This window comes from Streptomyces sp. NPDC050732 (assembly GCF_040654255.1).
Taxonomy (GTDB): domain Bacteria; phylum Actinomycetota; class Actinomycetes; order Streptomycetales; family Streptomycetaceae; genus Streptomyces.
In genome coordinates, this window is the sequence record NZ_JBFAHP010000009.1 from 1 (window position 1) to 16734 (window position 16734).

Consider the following 16734-nt stretch of genomic DNA (forward strand, 5'->3'; position numbering starts at 1 on the left):
GCATCCGCTGGGAACGACGCGACGACATCCACGAAGCCTTCCTCGGCCTCGCCGCCTGCCTCATCACCCACCGCCACGTCCAACGCCTTTGTTAGCACCTCTAAGCTGGCGCCCACTTGGCAGTCTGCGGATACCTCGATGGATGCCACCCACGTCAGGAGCCCGTCCGTCTGTCGTGCGGGGCTCAGACACAGCTTCTCAGCATGTCCTGCGGTAGGGGACATCCGGCAGGTAGGTCTGCCAGTCCGCCCGTGACAGTCCGGATCCGGCGCGCGCGCAGACCCGGCGCAGAAGACGCTCGGGGTCCAAGTCGATGCGCTCGGCGGGGTTTCGCGCGCCGGATGCGTACAGGGCGGTGCCGTCGTCGGAGAAGGCGACGCTGGAGATGTACTGGCCGGAAGTGGGCAAGGGAGAGCCCAGGGAGCGTCCGGAGGCGACGTCCCACAGCTGGACGGACCCAGTGCCCGAAACGGCGAGGGTGCGGCCGTCGGGGGAGAAGGCCAACGCGCCGACGGAGTCCCGCTCGCTTTCGTGATCACCTGTGTAGGTGCCGTTGAACACGCTGAGCCGACGACGCAGTTCGCCGTCCCATATGGTGACTCGCCCGCTGGCATCGCCGACGGCGAAGCGGGTGCCGTCCTTGCTGAACGTTCCGGCGAAGGGGAGGCCACTGTCGCTGAGCACGAGTGAACGGACCCGTCTCGCGCGCAGGTCGATGACTTCGTCGTCGCTGGAAACCACGAGAGCGTCGTCCGGGCGTACGGCCAGGAGCCTGCCCGAGCCACCCGCCTGAATGCTGCTGCCCAGACGGGAGCCGGCGGAGCGCATGTCCGCCCGTCTGCCGGTGCTCAGGTCCCAGCGCTCCAGCGTCCAGCCAGTGGAGCCGCGCGCCATCAGCAGGCTGCGCCCCTCGGCGTCGAAGGCCAGGCCAGTGATCTCGTTCACCACCGCCGGGCCGGCGTCCAGGGCGGCCACCTTGCGGTGCCTGGCCGTGTCCCACACGGTGATCCGCTGCCGTCGCGGGCTGTTGCTCCAGACCCTGACGTAGGCGAAACGACGGCCGTCGGGGCTGAACGCCATCAGCTCCGAACAAAAGGCAGGTTCCTCCTCGATATCGGAGACGGAAGAGTCGGTGTCCGGCGGGCAGGGCGGCTCGGACAAGGTGGTGAGGGTCCGGCCGCTGCGGGTGTCGATCAGCCGGACGCCGGCCTGGCCCGGCCCACGCGAGAGGACGGCCGCGATACGACCGCCGTCGGCGAGCTGGGCCCATGCGAAGGGACGTTTCTGCCAGTCGGCGCGGACGACCGGCTGCAGGTCGAGTGAGGCGACGGAGGTGCCGGTCTGCCGGAGGTACCGCACTGCAGAGGCGTCGGGGGCAAGGGAGAAGTCGGTGATCATCTCGCCGATGAGCTGGTGGCGGAAGACGGGCTGGTCCGGCTCGCTGTGCCGCCACAGCACAATGTCTGTTCCCGTGGTGGCGGCGAGAAAGGTACCGTCCGCGCTGTAGCGCACTGCGGTTGCATCCTTGAGGTCCAGCCGGGGCAGTTCGCGGCCCGTGCGCACGACCCAGCGCCGGATCGTGTTGTCGTCCACGGCCGCCAGCACGTCACCGCCCGGCCGCAGAGCGAACACCCCCGGGGCGTAGCGGTCCTGGTCGGGGCAAGCGATCCGGGCAGCGCTCGCGGCCCGCGAGAGGTGACGCTCCCGCCCCGTGCGGAGGTCACGTATCTCCAGGCGGTGGGGGCCCCGGCACAGTGCGAGGGTGCGGCCGTCGGCGCTCACACTGGTCGGGTACTCCTGCACCACAGGAGCGCGCACACCCGACAGGCGCCGTCGGCTGCGCAGATCCCACACCTGTGTCTGCTGGAATTCCTCACCGTCCTGGTCGACCACCGTCAAATGGCGCCCGTCCACGCCGAACTTCGCTGACACCGCCGCGCCCACGGGCAGGGTGGCGACCACCCGGCCGGCGCGGACGTCCCACAGCCGCACGTCTCCCTTCGCAGGCAGGGCAAGCAGCCGGCCGTCGGGACTGATGCCCCAGTTCGGCTCCAGGTCCGGCTCCAGGTCCACGTCCGACAGTGCTCCGCCCGGCCCTCGGTAGGAGCCGATACGCCGCTGGGTGCGCACGTCCCAGACCACCACGCGCCGCGCGGAGACGGACAGCACAGTGCGCCCGTCCGCCGTGAGCCGGTTCAACGACGGGCCGAAGGCCAGGCCGGGGACCGGGAAGACATCCTGCTCCGGCTGGGCCACGGCGCTCAGCAGCGCCGAGCGGCTCTCCAGCGTGGGCGCGAGCCGCCAGGCGGCGACGGAAAGCCGCATGGCTGTCGCGGGGTCGGCGAACCGCATGGCGTCCGCGACCGCTGCGATGCGTCTGGCTTCGGCCTCCACGCGGCGGCGGTCACTGGTGCGGTTTTGCTGCCAGGCCGTGACGCCGGCGACCAGAGCGAGGACGACCAGGACGGCGAGCGTGGCGAACAGGCCGCGTCGGCGCCGCAGTTCGGTGGTGCGCGCGGCGCGGCCCGCGGCAAGGAAGTCGCGCTCCAACGCGGTGAGTTCGCTCTCCGCCAGCTGCTCGCTCGCCGCGTCCAGCCGTGTCCCGCGATACAGCGCGCCCGGTTCCCGGCCGAGGTCGTGCCAGGCGTGGGCGGCGTCGGTCAGCCGCCGGTGGACCAGCAGGCTTTCACGGGCCTCGTCGATCCATCCGCGCAGCCGCGGCCAGGCGGTGATCAGGGCCTCGTGGGCCACATCCACCGTGCCGTCGTCCACGGTCAGCAGCCGGGCGCCGACCAACTCGCCCACCACGGCCCCAACTTCTTCCTCGGGGGCGAAGTCCAGCTCGGCGCGGCTCACCGGGCGGCGGGTGTCCTGGGCGCCCTCGCCCGGGGTGATCAGGCGCAGCAGGATCAGCCGCGCCAGTTCGGCGCGCTCGGGGGAGAAGGACCCGTACACCTTCTCGGCGGTCTGGGCGATGGCGCCGCGCACACCGCCGGCCGCCTCGTACGCCCGTAACGTCAACACTCTTCCCGAGCGGCGGCGCCAGGTTTCCAGCAGGGCGTGGGAGAGCAGCGGCAGGCCGCCCGGTTCGTCGGCGAGTTCGTCCACCAGGCGTGCGGTGAGGGCACGTTCCACGATCATGTTGCGTGCGGCGGCGGGCTTGGTGATCGCCTGTCTCAGCTCCGCCGGGCCCATCGGCCCCACCGGGACGGCGGCGTTCTTCAGTACGTTCACCAACTGCGGGTGGCGCAGGCAGTGGCCGTAGAAGTCGGCGCGCACGCCCAGCACCACGCGAAGCCGGCTGCCGGGCTCCGCGGCGGCCAGCAACCGGCGGATGAACCCTTCCCGCTCCGCGGGGTCGGCGCAGAGGGTGAAGAGCTCCTCGAACTGGTCCACCAGCACATAGGTGTCCCCCTCGCCGGCGGCGGGCTCCAGCTTGTCGGCGTGCGTGCGCGCCGGATGCTCCCCCGGGGTCAGGATGCGCAGGGCCGCCGGACGCGGCTCGGACGGCTCGGAGCTGCGCAGGCGGGGGACGAGACCGGCACGCAGCAAGGAGGACTTGCCGCTGCCGGACGGTCCGAGCACGGCCGTGCACCGGTGGGTGCGGAGCAGTTCGACCAGGTCGTCCACCAACTGCTCACGCCCGAAGAACACGTCACTGTCCCCGGGCTCGAAACGAGCCAGCCCCCGGTAGGGCGGCTCCTCACCATCGGCGACGCGAGGAGCGGCAGCCACCTCCGCCGCCACGTCGTTCCACCGCTTCTCCCACTCGCAGGCATCCCCACCGCAGGCCGCCACATAGGCCAGCGTCACTGCGAGGCTGGGCAACTGCTCCCCGGCTGCGGCCTGTGAGAGCGCGGTCATCGAGTAGGGGGTTCTACGGGCCATCTCCCGGTAGGTGGGCCCGCCCGCGTCCAGCCGCAGTTTCCGCAACTCGTACGCGAACCGCTGCACCGGACCCTGGTTGGGATCCACCGACTTCTCAGGACGCCCCACGCCTTGCCCCTCCCGCTCCCCGACACCACCACTGGTCCCACCCGACTGCCCAGTGTGACCCAAACGGGCTGCTGACAACCCTGACCAGGCTGAGCATGACCCACGAAGGAAAGATGAAGTGACCTGACAGGTGGGTGCCACAGCGGCACCGGACTTGAACTGACCCACCAACCGACAACACCCCGAGAAGGGTCAGTAGGCCTCGCTCCGCGCCCGCCGGCGCCGGCCTGGCGGCCGTCCAGACCGGCGGACGGGACGAACCGGGCGGGACGATCCGGACGGGACGACGTCACGCAGGGCCGCCGAGCGGCGGGTGTTCGAGCACGCGGGGCTTGTACTCGACCAGTTGGATGCGGCCGTCGAAGGTGCGGTGCTCGGTCATCTCAAGGGCGACATCCGGATAGCCGTCGTAGATGCGTTCTTCGCCCGTGGCCCCGGTGATCACCGGGAACATCACGACCCGGAAGCGGTCGACGAGGCCGGCTCGTAGCAGGGACCGGCACAGGCTGAGGCTGCCGATCGTGCTGAGGAGCCCCGAGCCGCTCGACTTCATGACGCGGACCGCCTCGACGGCGTCGTCGCGGACGAGCGTGGAGTTGGCCCACGTCAGTGGCTCCTCAAGCGAGGAGGAGAACACCACCTTGGGCGCTTGCGTGAGCTCGTCGACGGACGCCTCTTCTTCGGGCCTGAACTCGTCCTGGCCATTCGGGACCTCGCCCGCGGCGAAGCCCGACATCAGGCGGTAGGTGTTCGCTCCCATCAGGTAGGTGGCCTCGGGCTGCTCGCCGAGCCATGCGAGGTACTCCGGGCCCTCAAGGCCCCAGAACCCGGGCCATCCCTCTCCCGACGCGTGGCCGTCGAGGGAGGTGATGAAGTCGACGAGAAGCTCCGACATGGTGGTGTCCTTTCCTGAGGTGTCATGAGCTTGGACCGTCCGGGAGCCGCAAATTCATCGGCCGCGCTGTGGAGCAACGAGAAAACCCAGGACGCTGCAGCCGACAGGTCGGCGGAGCGGCACTGCCTGGGTGGGCCGGAGGCCGACCTGATCGCGCTTTGCACGCAGTCGGGTACTGATCTCCACGCGCTTGGGAACGGTCGTTTGAGTCCTGTCAAAGCCCCAGCTCAGCTCCACCTGTACGACGCCGGCTCGTCCTTCCAAGGACGACCCGCTCCCCGCCCTCACCGTCAAGAAGGTCTACGACTGCTCATCCGCCTCCATCGGGTCCACGAGGCCAACCTGGACCTCAGGTGACTTCTCCACAGGGCAAAGAGAAAGGACAGCCAATCGGTGTCCGGTACGCGGAGCCCGATGATCGCGCCGGCGGTGGCCATGCGGTGATCCCCGTGGAGTCTGCTCAAAAGTCGTCACGTGTGACTTGTCCTTTCGATTCCTCGAACCCTTTTCTCGTTCCTGCCGCCAGGCACCCGCAACGCTCTCCAGGCCAGTGCGCTCAGCAGCGTCAAAGCAACAGCGGCGCTTCCGGTCGCCACCGCGAAGCGGGCGCGCCCGGCGATGCGGTGCAGGTGTGGGGCGAGTTCGGCGGGACTGATGAGGGTGTAGTCGAGGTCGAGGCCGAGGCCGAGGACGGCGATGCGGGCGGCGAGGTGTTCAGGGCTGCCCGGGGACGTCTGCAGTCGGCAGGTGCAGTCGGCAGGTGTGCTCATCGACGTGCTCCGGCACACCGAATGAGGCCGATACCTGGCTGTGGCCTGGTCGAGGAGGGGCGTGGAGGAGGAGGTGGGCGCGGAGCATGCCGGGGGCGTTGGCCCAGGCGGCGGCCCGGTAGGTGGCCGGGTCCTGGCCGTCGGCAGGTCGCGGGGCGGAACGCGGGTGCCGGTGGGGTGCAGTTCGCTGATCCGGTCCAGGCGGTGGGTGCGCCGGTCGGCGCCCGCGTCCCCCCACGCCTTGGTCCCGCGGGGGTGGGCGGCGATGCGGGTCAGCAGAGTCTCCACCACCGCACGAGCCCGCCGCTCCACCTGTTCATCGCGCAGCGCCTGCAGAGCAGCGCAGGTCATCCGCCCAGTAGGCGGCCGTGAGTTCGGGGCCGCGCACGGTCGCCAAGATCCTGCACCCCGAATGGGACGCCACCGACGTAGGGCCGAGGCAACGGCCATCCCCGCCGAGACCGGCGCAGCCGCGCCGGACCCTGTCGGGAGCTTCCCCACGTAAGGAGGGCACGGAGCCCCCTAGGCGGCTCCGTGCCCTGCTCCTTCCCTTCTGCCTATGCGACGGCAACAGGACGCGGACTCGACGGGTTCCCGTCGGGGCCTTTACGGCGGGAGGCCCACGCGATCGCCGCATCGCGGGCGAGGGCAGCCACTGCGATGAACGCCACGCCGGCGATCCTCGGACCATCATCGACAACACCCGTGGCAATAAGGCCAATCGCGCCGGACGCATTGATCGTTCCCAGGCTCACACCCATGCGACGGATCTTCACTGTGAAGTACTCGGCCATGGCTCCCGCTTTCCCGTAGTCGGTACTTCGAACGCTAGAGCGCCTCCGTCCCGGCGTCGTCGCCCGTTCACTCAACCGGATGGCATATTTCGGTGGGGGCTACCCATGTGGAGACGGAACGGTGTAAGTTCCCTCGCGTTTTGGCAAACCGCGGGTCACTCATAAGGGTGAACGCTCCCCGTTCTGGCGCGCGGCCTGAGCGCTGCCTGTAGATGCGACGAGTGGTGCCTCTGTGGCCACCACCCTCAGGGCGCCGTCACTCGCCGGTACGCGACGCGGCATCCGAATCGGGGTCGCCGAGAGTGCCAGGGGTGGGGTGCCGTAGTGCTTCATCCCGGCCGAAATCTCGTCGGGCGGGTCGGGGACACCCCGAATGACCGGCCTGGGCGCCACCGCGCATTCGCAGCCCGTCCAGGGCTGTGGGCGCATCCGGAGGGACGGGGCCGCTGCGTGACCCGCTGGTCCGGGTGAGTGGTTCATCGGCGAGCTGCCGCACGGCGGAGTGGACGTACGCCGGCTCTCAGGCGTGTCAGGCTCAGCACCCATTTGCAGGCCGCCACTGCTGCTCACCCCACGCCTACAGTGAAGGCCCCGTACGCACAGGCCCGCGGCGGCCGACGGCAACACGACGAGGAAGACGGGCACCGTCGCGTCCGTCAGCCGGGTCGGCGCCGGGCGCTACTGCGTCGTCCTCGATCCGGAGGCCGATGTGGAACGCTCTGTGCCGGTTGCCACCTTGCAGGGCGCCGCGGGCTGGAAGAGCGAGATCTGCGTGACGCCCGTTCCGGGCTGGCCGGTGACAAGCAGCGGGCGCCGCAGGTGCGGAGCCGCGCTCGTCGCCGCCGAGAGCCGGGAGGGCTGCGTCCGTACGGCCTTCAAGCACTGGGCGGACGCCGACCAGAACCAGTGCACGAGGCGGGCCGAGTTACTCACCAGCGAGTACCCGCACTGAGTCAGTGATCGAAACGCCCAAGGGAGGTGGTGAATCTGCGATCAGCGTTGCCACCACGAGACGCGCTCAGCACGGGCTCGTCGGTCAGCAGGGATCGATGAACCCCAATTTGCTCCAGTTGCCGAAGCTTCCCTTGGACGGCGCTCCGATGGTGTAGATGAGCTGACCGGCCTTGTTGTAGAGCTTCGCCGTGGTACGTGGAGACTGATTGTTGAACCAGCTGCCGCTGTTGAGCCCCTCAGGGAGTTCCTGCTTGTAGCAGTCCTTGAATATGAATACCCGGTCCATCGTGTAGATACAGAAAGAGCCCGGCGGACAAGATACGGGGGCCGCTGTGGCGCTGTTTTTAGTGGTCGGCTGTGCTGGCGCCGAGTTGGGCGTGGTCAGGACTGCGCCGGCGGCCAGCGCGGTGGCTGACAGCGCTATGACGGTGCTGCGGCCGAACTTCGTGCTTCGCATGGGGGGACTCCTGGTATGGGGTCAGCGGTCGGTCAGCGGATGCCCGTGCCAGTCGGTCGTGCCGCGCGTGGCCCCGTCTCGGAGACCGCCGGGCGGCCCGCGTGATGTGGGCTCCGGCAGAGGGATCGCACCGTTGCGTGCGCTCAAGCGAAATCCGGCATCGCGGCCGTGCTGAAGGTGGCGAGCAACCACCGTGGCCGGCAGCGTCCGTTCGCCCGTGGCGCCTTCGGGCGGGCATCCAGGTGAGGCTGTGATCTCTTGAGGGGCCGGTGGGGTGGGTGCTCTGCCGTGGGAGGCCGGAGCAGCCGCCTGAACCGGCCCCGGCGCACGGCCTGTGCCCGGTGCCCCACAGGGGTTCCGGGCACAGGCCGTGCAACGCGTGCCCGACGCTAGCTGCTGGGTGCCAGGTCAGCAGGCGTCGACGTACCAGACAGGACCCCAGTTGCCGTGGGAGTCGGACGAGGGAGCTCCGGCTGTGGTGAAGATGAGCTGCTTGCTCTTGTTGTACATCTTCGCCTTGGTGCCTGCGGACTGGTTGTTGTACCAGGAGCCACCGCTGTTGAGCCCGTCGGGGATTTCCTGCATGTAGCAGTCCTTGAACTTGAACGCCAGACGCTTGAAGTTGGCGTCCTTGTAACCGCAGAAGTAGTACTTCGGGCAGTCGGAGGGAGCTGCGGCGGCGCTGCGCTGCGTGGAGGGCTGTGCCGGGGCCGAAGCGGATGTGGCCAGGATTCCGCTGGCAGCCAGCGCGGTGGCTGACAGCGCCATGATCGCGCCGCGGCCGAACTTCGTGTTTCGCATGATGGAACTCCTCGATGTTGTGTCGGCGGTCGTCTGGCAGACGCCGGTGCCGGTCTGTAGTGCTGTGTCCGGCCTCGCCCTCAGCCCGCCAGGCGTCCGTTCCGCGCCTTGTGCGGGTGCCGGTGCCCGGCCCCGTGCCCTCGGCCCGGCCGGGCGATACCCCTGGCCCTCCGTGCACCCCTGGGGCGGGGCCGGAGGGCCTGGGGCGGCCTGGCACCGATTTCACCGCGCCATGGCGTTGTTCATCAGCCCAGTTCAGAGGGGTAAACAATCGGGTTCCGGTGGAAGGGGACGCCTGGAGCGGCTTACACGCCCAGGGGCATTCACCTGTCGGCGATGGCCGAGGGCACCGGCTGCTCGATCACCGCACCGTCCAAGGCCGCCGCGGGAGAGAAACACCCCTCCTTGCGAGAACACCCCTCCTTGCCCCGCGCACTCACCTGTGTCTGCGTCAAAACCTGGGGAGACGGCGGTGCGGCAGGCACCCAGGGCGAGGGGCCCGGCGGGTGGGGGCTCCGCCATCGGGCACGCCCACGGCCCTGGCCGACCGGTGTGGGCCGTCAGCTGCCGTGGTCGTGCTCTTTGGCGGGTGGGGCGCTCTATGCCGCGAGGCCGACAGGGCTGAGGGCCTTGCCCCAGGCGACGAACCAGGGATCAAGGTCGGCGTCAGGGATGTCGCAGGCGTGCAGAAACGCCTTGTACTGGGTCAGGTCACGGGGGAGACCGTGCCCGCGCAGGATGCGGTGGGCGGAACTGTGGGGCAGGATCCAGGGCCCGGCCTTGTGGGCCATGGAGCGGACCGTAGGCCGACCCGCGTGAGCCCACGCATCACGCAGGGCTCCACTCAGGTCGGCACGGTCGCGTACGTACTGAGGCTTGGGGACCCTGCTGGAGGCCTTGGCCATCCTTGCCTGCCGGGCGACGCCGACGGCAGCCCGCACGTGGAGCTCCGAGACGGCGCGCGCCTGGCCGTGTGAGGCTCCGCAGCCCAAGAGGAAGGCACGCACCAGGCTCTGGGAGGGGAGGGTTTTTCCCGAAGTGGCCCGCTGAAGCTGGGACTTCGACCATGGGGTCCGCTCGGCGAGCTCGGCGTAGGTGATGCCCTTTCCCTCGCCCGATCGGATCTCCCTGAGTTTGGTGGCCAGCGCGGCGAGTTCTGGGACCGTGGTGACGACGGGCGCCTCGGGGCGCCCCCTGCGGGAAGCGCCCATCAGCTGCCACCACCCATACCGGCAGTGTTCTGGTTGAGGACGGCCGTGATGATCCGTCGGAACAGGCTCATGCCCGCCCGGGGGCTTCGCCGGCTCTTCATGTGCACAGAGAAGAGAACCCCTGCGCCGATACCTCCCGCACCACCGAGAAGAATCAAGATGTCGCCGACGTTCATGTGCGCGATGAGTGTGAGCACAACTGCGGCTGCCAAAAAGGCGACCAGGACAAAAGCTTGCGGCATGTCAAACGGGAGGGGTGCGGCAGCCGTCGACGGCGCGGCATCTATACCGGTGCGATCGCCCGGCTTCTTCGGGGTGGCAGGCATGGTCCACCTTCCGACCCGGCCGGTGATCTCGACGGATCACCGGCCGGGCTACTGGCTCCATTTGCCGACGATCACTGGGGTGATTGGCGTCACCGGCAGTGAATTACGGCCATTACCCGCCAGGATCGCAGTTCAGCAAGCCGTTGTAACCGGTGCCTGCGCTTTGTCTCTGCTTTTGTCCATGGCAAAAGAAGCTGCGACACCTCGTGGAGAGGAAGCTGACGTGGGAAAACGGGGTTCCGTCATGTGGAGCAGCGAGATAACCCTGACCGTGTGCAATCTTCGGAGCTGCGCTGATTCGATGAACCGGGGATGCTCCTTATCAGAAGCCGCTCCGGCTGATTCAGCTGAAGCAGTGGGCACCCTGGTCACGCTACTGGCTCCAACCACGGCACGCACAGGGACGGGAAACGCTGGTTCATGTTGGCGCATGGACGGCGCAAAGTCGATGCACCTAAGACGAGATCTTGGGTGCGTCGGCTTTTTGCGTGCTGAGCCTGAACTGCGGCCAGCTTGCCCGAACGGTCTTCGCATGTCTTCCCGGCCGTCAATGGGACGACCGCCCTCGGTAGGCACACTGGTCGCCGACGCGATCTAGTGCCGCATCAGGCAACATCCGCCCGCTCTGCGGGGACAAATGACGTGCTGGGCACAACCGTTGCCGGGTGGCCTGAAGAGCAACTAGTCACCCTCGCGGCGTCCTTGAGCGACTGCCCTGGCACGGTCTCCTGCCTCCTTCGCCTTCCCGCCCGGCCCTCACCTCATGTCGCCACCCCGGTCCTCTGTCCGGTACAGTGGATCTTGAGCTGGTCGCCGCAACACGCGGTGTCCGGTGATGCGTTGGTGGTCCAAGGAAAGACGCCCCGCTTCCTGCGGGGAAATGCAGGTGCAAGGCCTGCCCGGCGCTCGATCAAGGGGCCCGTACACGCACCGCGTGTCCGGGCCCCTTGCTTTGTCAGAATCGTTGGCGTGCAGGACGGTGCCGTCGCGCCGAACCACGGTGATCCGGTCGGCCAGCTCCTCCGCCGGGACAATCCCGAGCGTCAACCGGCGGGGACACGCGCTGACCGCGGGCCCGGGGCACCCTCAACTCCATGACCCGGGACTCGACTCGGCCTCCGCCGAAACCGACAAAGGGCGGGGGAGACGCGGCTGCGCGGCGGCGGCGCTCATCGGGGTCAGCAGGTTCACGACGAGCACGCCGCCGGCGAGCGCGGCGAGCCTCTTCCTTCGTTCTGTCATGTCCGGTCTGCAGCTGGACAGAAATCGCGGTACGGCACTTCAGGGATGTACTTCTGCCAGTCGGACCGGGGCAGGCTGCCGCCGGCGCGCGCGCAGACGGATGCGGTCACGCGCTCCGGGTCCACCGGGAGGGAGCGGGGGGCGCTGTGCTCGCCCGCGGTGTAGAGCGTGCGGCCGTCCGGGGAGAAGGCGAGCGCGAGCACGGCGTCGCCCGGCGTCGGCAAAGGAGTACCCAGCGGCCGGCGGGAGGCGGCGTCCCAGAGTTGCAGCGTGCCGTGGTCACCCGCCACGGCCAGGGTGCTGCCGTCGGGTGAGTAGGCCAGCGCGGTGACCGCCTCGGTGTCCCCGGGTCCCGGCCGGGCGGCGCCGTACGTCCCGGCGAGTGAGCCGAGGTTCTGCTTCACCTCGCCGTCCCAGAGCACGACCCGTCCGCTGGTCGCGCCCGCCGCCAGCTGCTTGCCGTCCGGGCTGAAGGCGAGCGCGCTGATCTCTTTGTCGGGGAGTCGGTTGGCGGCGGTCCGGCCCGAAGGAAGGGTGACCGTCTGCTCAGGGGCGACGAGGAGCCGCCCGTCGGGGCGCATCGCCAGCGGGTCGCTGTCTTGCGAGGTCAAGAAGGACTCCACGCGAAATGTGCCGTCTGGAGTGCCGCTCTTGTGGGCCGGCCGCTCAGCGGTGGTCCGCCGCATCCTCGTACCGGCCGAGACGTCCCAGGTCTCCGTGGGCGCGTTGCCCCAGTGGCGGACCAGCAGGGACCGTCCTTCGAGGGTGAAGGCGAGGCCCACCACCGCGGCGTCCTCGCGGGAGGAACCGGGCCTGGCGAGCGAGCGGGACCGGGAGTTCTTCCGCACGTCCCACAGCGTGACAGGGCTTTGTTCGCCAGGGCTGCCATCGGCGCCGATCATGAGCCTCGTGTAGGCGAGGGCGCTGCCGTCAGGGGCGACTGTGAGTTCGGTGCGACAGGTGTCGTCGCTGTAGGGGGACTTCGCTCTTTCGCACCGCACAGCAGGGGTGTGGGAGATCGGCTTTCCGTCCCGCACGCGGCGCACCTCGAACCGTGAGGTGTCCTTGCCGCGTCGTTCGAGCGCCAGGACCCGGCCATTCCTGCTGTATTTGGCCTGGGCGGCGGGCTGTCTGCTCCATCCGTCGGCCGTTGCCGCGCCGTAGGACAGGGTGCGCACCGTGAGGTCGGTGCTGCCGAGCTCGCTGAGGTAGCGGATCACTCCGGCGTTCACGTCGAAGCGCAGCTGAGTGGCTGACTCGTTGGTGAGCGGGATGCGGAAGACCGGTTTCGTGGGGTTAGCCGTTCTCCACAGCAGGATTTCCTCGCCGTCGGTGGCCACGACGAATCTGCCGTCGGGGCTGAGGGCCGCCTCATCCAGCCCCTTGTGCCGGATGCGGGTCCGCTCCCGGTGCTTGTCCAGGTCCCACACCCGCACTTCGTTCGCGGTCAGGGCCATCAATGCACGGCTGTCCTGGGTGAAGTGGAGTGATGACTCCTCGTCGCATGCGTTGCGCCCGTACGCGCCGGGCCATGGGCTGGACCGTTCCCCTTGTTTGCGGTGCCCGGTCAGGTCCCGGATCCGCAAAGGGCCCCTGCGGTCCGGGCACAGGGCCAGCAGCCGGTCGTCCGGGCTGATGGCCCACTGGGAGATGGCGGGACCGCGCCGCTCGAAGCTCACTCGCCGATGCTTCGCGTCCCAGAGCGTGATGTCGCCCGATTCCTGTTCCTCCAGGACCATGCGGCCGCCGGGTCCGAAGGAGTAGGTCGAGTCGGAGTGCCCGAAAGGTTCACCCATCGGCTTCCCGGTTCGCAGGTTCCGCAGCCGGACCTGGTCGTCCGACGTCATCAGCAACTGGCGTCCGTCGGGGCCGACGGCCACCGCTGACTCGCCGTTGAGGGGGAGGGAGGGGCCTGCGGGCCGGTGCCCGGTGGTGCTCCACGCCCGTACGGCACGATCACCCGCCACGACGACGGTACGGCCGTCCTCGCTCAGCTGCGTCATGCCCATGGGCTCCACACCGGGGAGTCCGTAGACATCCTGCTCCTTCTGGGCCAGGGCGCCCAGCAGCGCCGAGCGGGTCTCGGTCGTCTCGCTCAGCGCCGCGGCGGCCGCGCTCAGCCGCATCGCCGTGACGGGATCGGAGGCGCGCATGCTGTCGGCCACCGCGGCTACGCGCCGGGCCACCGCCTCGCGGCGCCGCTGTTCACTGGTCCTGCTCTGCTGCCAGGCGACGGTGCCCGCCACCAGGGCGAGCGACACCAGCAGCGCTACCGCACCCGTCACACCGTGGCGGACCCGCCGCCCGCGGGTCCGGGCCGCGGCACAGGCATGCAGGAAGTCCCGTTCCAGGACCGTCAGGTCGCCCTGCTGCTCAGCGGTGCGGAAAGCGTCTTCGGCTTCGGTGAGCTCCGCGCCCCTCAGCAGGGTCGCGCTGTCGTGGCCGCGATCCTGCCAGTGGCGTGCGGCCTGGGTGAGACGCCGGTGGCGGCGCAGTCGCTCCCGGGCCTCGTCGATCCACCGGTACAGCCGGGGCCATGCGGTGATCAGGGCTTCATGGGCGAGGTCGACGGTGGTCTCGTCGAGGGTGATCAGCCTGGCACGGGCCAGCGTGTGGAGCAGTGTGGACGCCTCGCTGCCCGCGGGGTCGGTGCTGTCCAGCTCGGTCCGGTCGACGGGGCGACGGGTGTCAGGGGTGCCGTCGCCCGGGGTGATCAGGCGCAGCAGGATGCGGCGGGCGGTCTCGGCCTGGGGCTCGGTGAGCTGGGTGTAGAACGCCTCGGCTGTCTGGGCGATGGCGCCGTGGATGCCGCCGACTGCCTCGTATACCTGGAGGGTCAGAGTGCGGCCCCGGCGGCGGCGCCAGGTTTCGAGGAGGGCGTGGGACAGGAGCGGCAGTCCGCCCGGCTCTTCGCCCACCTCTTCGATGAGGCGGTCGGTCAGGGCGCGCTCCACGATCAGACCCGCCGCCGCGGCGGGTCTGACGATCGCTTCGCGCAGTTCGGACGGCGTCATCGGGCCGACGGGCAGGCTCGCCTCTTGGATGACCGCGGCCAGTCCCTCGTGTTCCAGGCAGCGGGCGTAGAAATCGGCCCGCACTCCCAGGACCACCCGCAGTCGGCTGCCGGCAGCCCGGGCGGACAGCAACAGATCGATGAACGCCCGCCGTTGCGCCGGGTCGTGGCAGAGGGTGAACGTCTCCTCGAACTGGTCCACGATCAGCCAGGTTTCCCCTGACGCCGCTGCCGGGATGAACAGCTTCGTGTGATCTGCCGGACGAGGCCCAGGGGTCAGGACGCGGATGGCCGCCGGGCGCGACGCGGCGTCCTCGGCCTCACGCAGGCACGGGATCAGGCCGGCGCGCAGCAAAGAGGACTTGCCGCTGCCCGAGGGGCCGAACACGGCCGTCACACGGTGGGCACGTGCCAGGCCGAGGAGGTCGTCGGTCAGGCGGGCACGGCCGAAGAACAGATCCCGGTCGCCGACCTCGAAACGCACCAGTCCGCGATAGGGCGCCTCGGCCGTCTCCTCCTGCGGGACGCCGGCCCCGGCCTCCGTTTCCCGCTGCGCCTTCCGCCATCGCTCCTGCCATTCCGCCCTGTCTCCTCCACATGCCTCCGCGTAGGCCAAGGCCACGGCCAGGGAGGGCAGTTTCTCCCCAGCGGCGGCCGTCGACAGGGCCGTGACCGAATAACCGGCCTGCCGGGCCATCGCCCGGTAGGTCGGCGTACCCGCCTCCTGACGCAACTTGCGCAACGCGTACGCGAACTCCTCCACCGGCCCCTGACTCGGGTCCACCGGCTTCTCACGACGCCCCATCACAGCCTCCCCCGCTGATCGTCACGCATCCAGCATGAATCATTCCGCCCCCAGAAGCCGCCCGCCCGCAGCCGTCCCCCCTCGGGTAGCAGCCGGCCGGGGGCTGGTACGGCATCGGCCGTGTCAGCAACGGACTTGCGGGCCGCGCCGTTCACCGGCGCACAGCTTCGACTCGTGGCCGGCGGGGGTGCCTGTCCCACCGCCGGACGCAAGCCGCTGCGGCGCACCATCGCGTGGCGGATCGTGAACCGCACAGCCCTGCCCGCCAGCCACGAGCAGCTGATCACCTTCCCTGACGGCCCGCGGCATCGGCCGCCGGGCCACGTGTGGCGACGGCGGAGTGCAGCTTCTCCGGACCGCCGCACCGACGAGGACAGCTCGCTCGTACGGCAACGGGACGCGCGGTATTCCCCGCCATCTTCTGCGCGGTCCTGCGAGAGGGCCGGCCGGGTCCGCCCCCCCCACCAGCCCAACGGGCGCTCTGTGATTGTTCAGTGTGGCGGAAGGGGCCTGCTGAACAACGGTGCGGGGTGGCTGACTGGTCGTCGTCGGCCCGATCCGCCGGGTCGGCGCGGCACTGCCCCGCAGCGCCGCCGCTTCGACGCTGCGGGCCGTTTCCCGCGGCGTCTCACCACCATGTGAGGAACCCGACCATGAATCTCCGAAAGACCCTCACCTTCTCAACCGCCGCCCTGATCATCGGTTCCGGCATGGCCGTGGCGAATCCCGCGGCGGCCGCTCCCGAAGGGAACGTCTCGGTACAGGCCGGGTGGCACACCATCTGGGGCAACTCCTGGGTTCCTGCACAGAGCAGCGGCGAGTGGAAGTCGGGGGCCTTCAAGTCGCCGAGCAAGACGACGCGGGCTGTCCTGCGGTGCTACAACACCCAGGCCTCGATGAAGGTACGGATCTTCGAGTATGTGGGTGGGGGTGGCCTGCGGAAGGTCGCGGACAGCGGCTGGAAGCGGTGCAATCCCGACGGGCTCATCATCGCCAAGGGCAAGGTGAAGAACACCCGCAACGCGCTCAAGGTCCGCCTCGACGGCCACCAGGGCTCCTTCGTCCGCGCGGAGAAGTGGTCCTGAGACCGGCTGGCCCGGGCCGCCGGATACTTGCGGGATTCCATCCGTGAACAGGCCAGAGTAGGCATCAAAGCGCCACGGCCCGGTGGACCGGCTGAGTTGGGCCGAATACAGCGGGCCGTGGCTCTTGTTGCTTCTCGTCAGGCGGGCATGGCTGAAGCCTGACTCTGGGGTCGGATGGCGCTCGGGGGCCTGTCGGCGCATGGGGGCCACTGCCTCGTCCAGTCAGAGGCGGCAGATCCCCGCCCAGAAAACTGCGCCCACCTGCTCGCCGGCACCACCGAGGACTTCGCGCCCGACCTCGTGCGAGCCGCACTGCACCAGTGGTTCGGCACGCCGCTGAGCGGCGCCCGTGAGCCGGAGCAGGTCAGCGGTTAAACCCACCCCC

The 16734-nt window shown here is 69.5% G+C and carries 12 protein-coding genes and 1 pseudogene; 4 read left to right on the plus strand and 9 right to left on the minus strand.

Translation table 11 applies throughout. The features are described 5' to 3' along the window. A pseudogene (locus tag AB0H82_RS10165) lies at window positions 1–95 on the plus strand (IS5/IS1182 family transposase); the annotation flags it as partial. 103 nt (window positions 96–198) lie between these two features. On the opposite strand, the gene AB0H82_RS10170 reads toward AB0H82_RS10165, so the two are convergent. The 4 genes from AB0H82_RS10170 to AB0H82_RS10185 form a co-directional block, all read right to left on the minus strand. Beyond that, complete coding sequence (locus AB0H82_RS10170; RefSeq protein ID WP_362990813.1) at window positions 199–3996, minus strand: DNA-binding protein; 3798 nt, start codon at window positions 3994–3996, stop codon at window positions 199–201. Between the two features lie 289 nt (window positions 3997–4285). Continuing rightward, window positions 4286–4891 (minus strand): dihydrofolate reductase family protein, encoded by a 606-nt coding sequence (locus AB0H82_RS10175; protein WP_362990815.1) that lies wholly within the window; start codon window positions 4889–4891, stop codon window positions 4286–4288. Window positions 4892–5361: 470 nt separating this feature from the next. Next, entirely contained in the window at window positions 5362–5661 is a 300-nt protein-coding gene (locus AB0H82_RS10180) for a hypothetical protein (RefSeq protein WP_362990817.1), read from the minus strand. A 557-nt stretch (window positions 5662–6218) separates the two neighbouring features. Beyond that, window positions 6219–6455 carry a hypothetical protein gene (locus AB0H82_RS10185; protein ID WP_362990819.1) on the minus strand — a complete coding sequence of 79 codons (237 nt, stop codon included), beginning with the start codon at window positions 6453–6455 and terminating at the stop codon, window positions 6219–6221. Between the two features lie 709 nt (window positions 6456–7164). On the opposite strand from AB0H82_RS10185, the gene AB0H82_RS10190 reads away from it, so the two are divergent. Further along, window positions 7165–7407 carry a hypothetical protein gene (locus tag AB0H82_RS10190; RefSeq protein ID WP_362990821.1) on the plus strand — a complete coding sequence of 81 codons (243 nt, stop codon included), beginning with the start codon at window positions 7165–7167 and terminating at the stop codon, window positions 7405–7407. Between the two features lie 84 nt (window positions 7408–7491). Here the strand turns inward: AB0H82_RS10190 and AB0H82_RS10195 are convergent, their stop codons facing one another. The 5 genes from AB0H82_RS10195 to AB0H82_RS10215 form a co-directional block, all read right to left on the minus strand. Continuing rightward, window positions 7492–7866 carry a hypothetical protein gene (locus tag AB0H82_RS10195; RefSeq protein ID WP_362990823.1) on the minus strand — a complete coding sequence of 125 codons (375 nt, stop codon included), beginning with the start codon at window positions 7864–7866 and terminating at the stop codon, window positions 7492–7494. Window positions 7867–8274: 408 nt separating this feature from the next. Then, on the minus strand, window positions 8275–8667 hold the full coding sequence (locus tag AB0H82_RS10200) for a hypothetical protein (RefSeq protein ID WP_362990825.1): 393 nt from the start codon (window positions 8665–8667) through the stop codon (window positions 8275–8277). A gap of 599 nt (window positions 8668–9266) precedes the next feature. Further along, a complete protein-coding gene (locus AB0H82_RS10205; RefSeq protein ID WP_362990827.1) occupies window positions 9267–9878 on the minus strand; it encodes a helix-turn-helix transcriptional regulator in 612 nt (203 codons plus the stop codon). Continuing rightward, window positions 9878–10204 (minus strand): hypothetical protein, encoded by a 327-nt coding sequence (locus AB0H82_RS10210; RefSeq protein ID WP_362990829.1) that lies wholly within the window; start codon window positions 10202–10204, stop codon window positions 9878–9880. Before AB0H82_RS10210 ends, AB0H82_RS10205 begins: the two co-directional genes overlap by 1 nt. A gap of 1238 nt (window positions 10205–11442) precedes the next feature. Beyond that, the gene (locus tag AB0H82_RS10215) at window positions 11443–15264 is read right to left on the minus strand and encodes a DNA-binding protein (protein WP_362990831.1); all 3822 of its coding nucleotides are present in this window, start codon (window positions 15262–15264) and stop codon (window positions 11443–11445) included. 653 nt (window positions 15265–15917) lie between these two features. On the opposite strand from AB0H82_RS10215, the gene AB0H82_RS10220 reads away from it, so the two are divergent. Together AB0H82_RS10220 and AB0H82_RS10225 are read left to right on the plus strand one after the other, a co-directional pair. After that, window positions 15918–16349, plus strand: a complete 432-nt coding sequence (locus tag AB0H82_RS10220; RefSeq protein WP_362990833.1) for a hypothetical protein — start codon at window positions 15918–15920, stop codon at window positions 16347–16349. A 174-nt stretch (window positions 16350–16523) separates the two neighbouring features. Beyond that, window positions 16524–16724: a hypothetical protein gene (locus AB0H82_RS10225; protein WP_362990834.1), complete on the plus strand. Its 201-nt coding sequence runs from the start codon at window positions 16524–16526 to the stop codon at window positions 16722–16724. Window positions 16725–16734 lie beyond the last annotated feature (10 nt).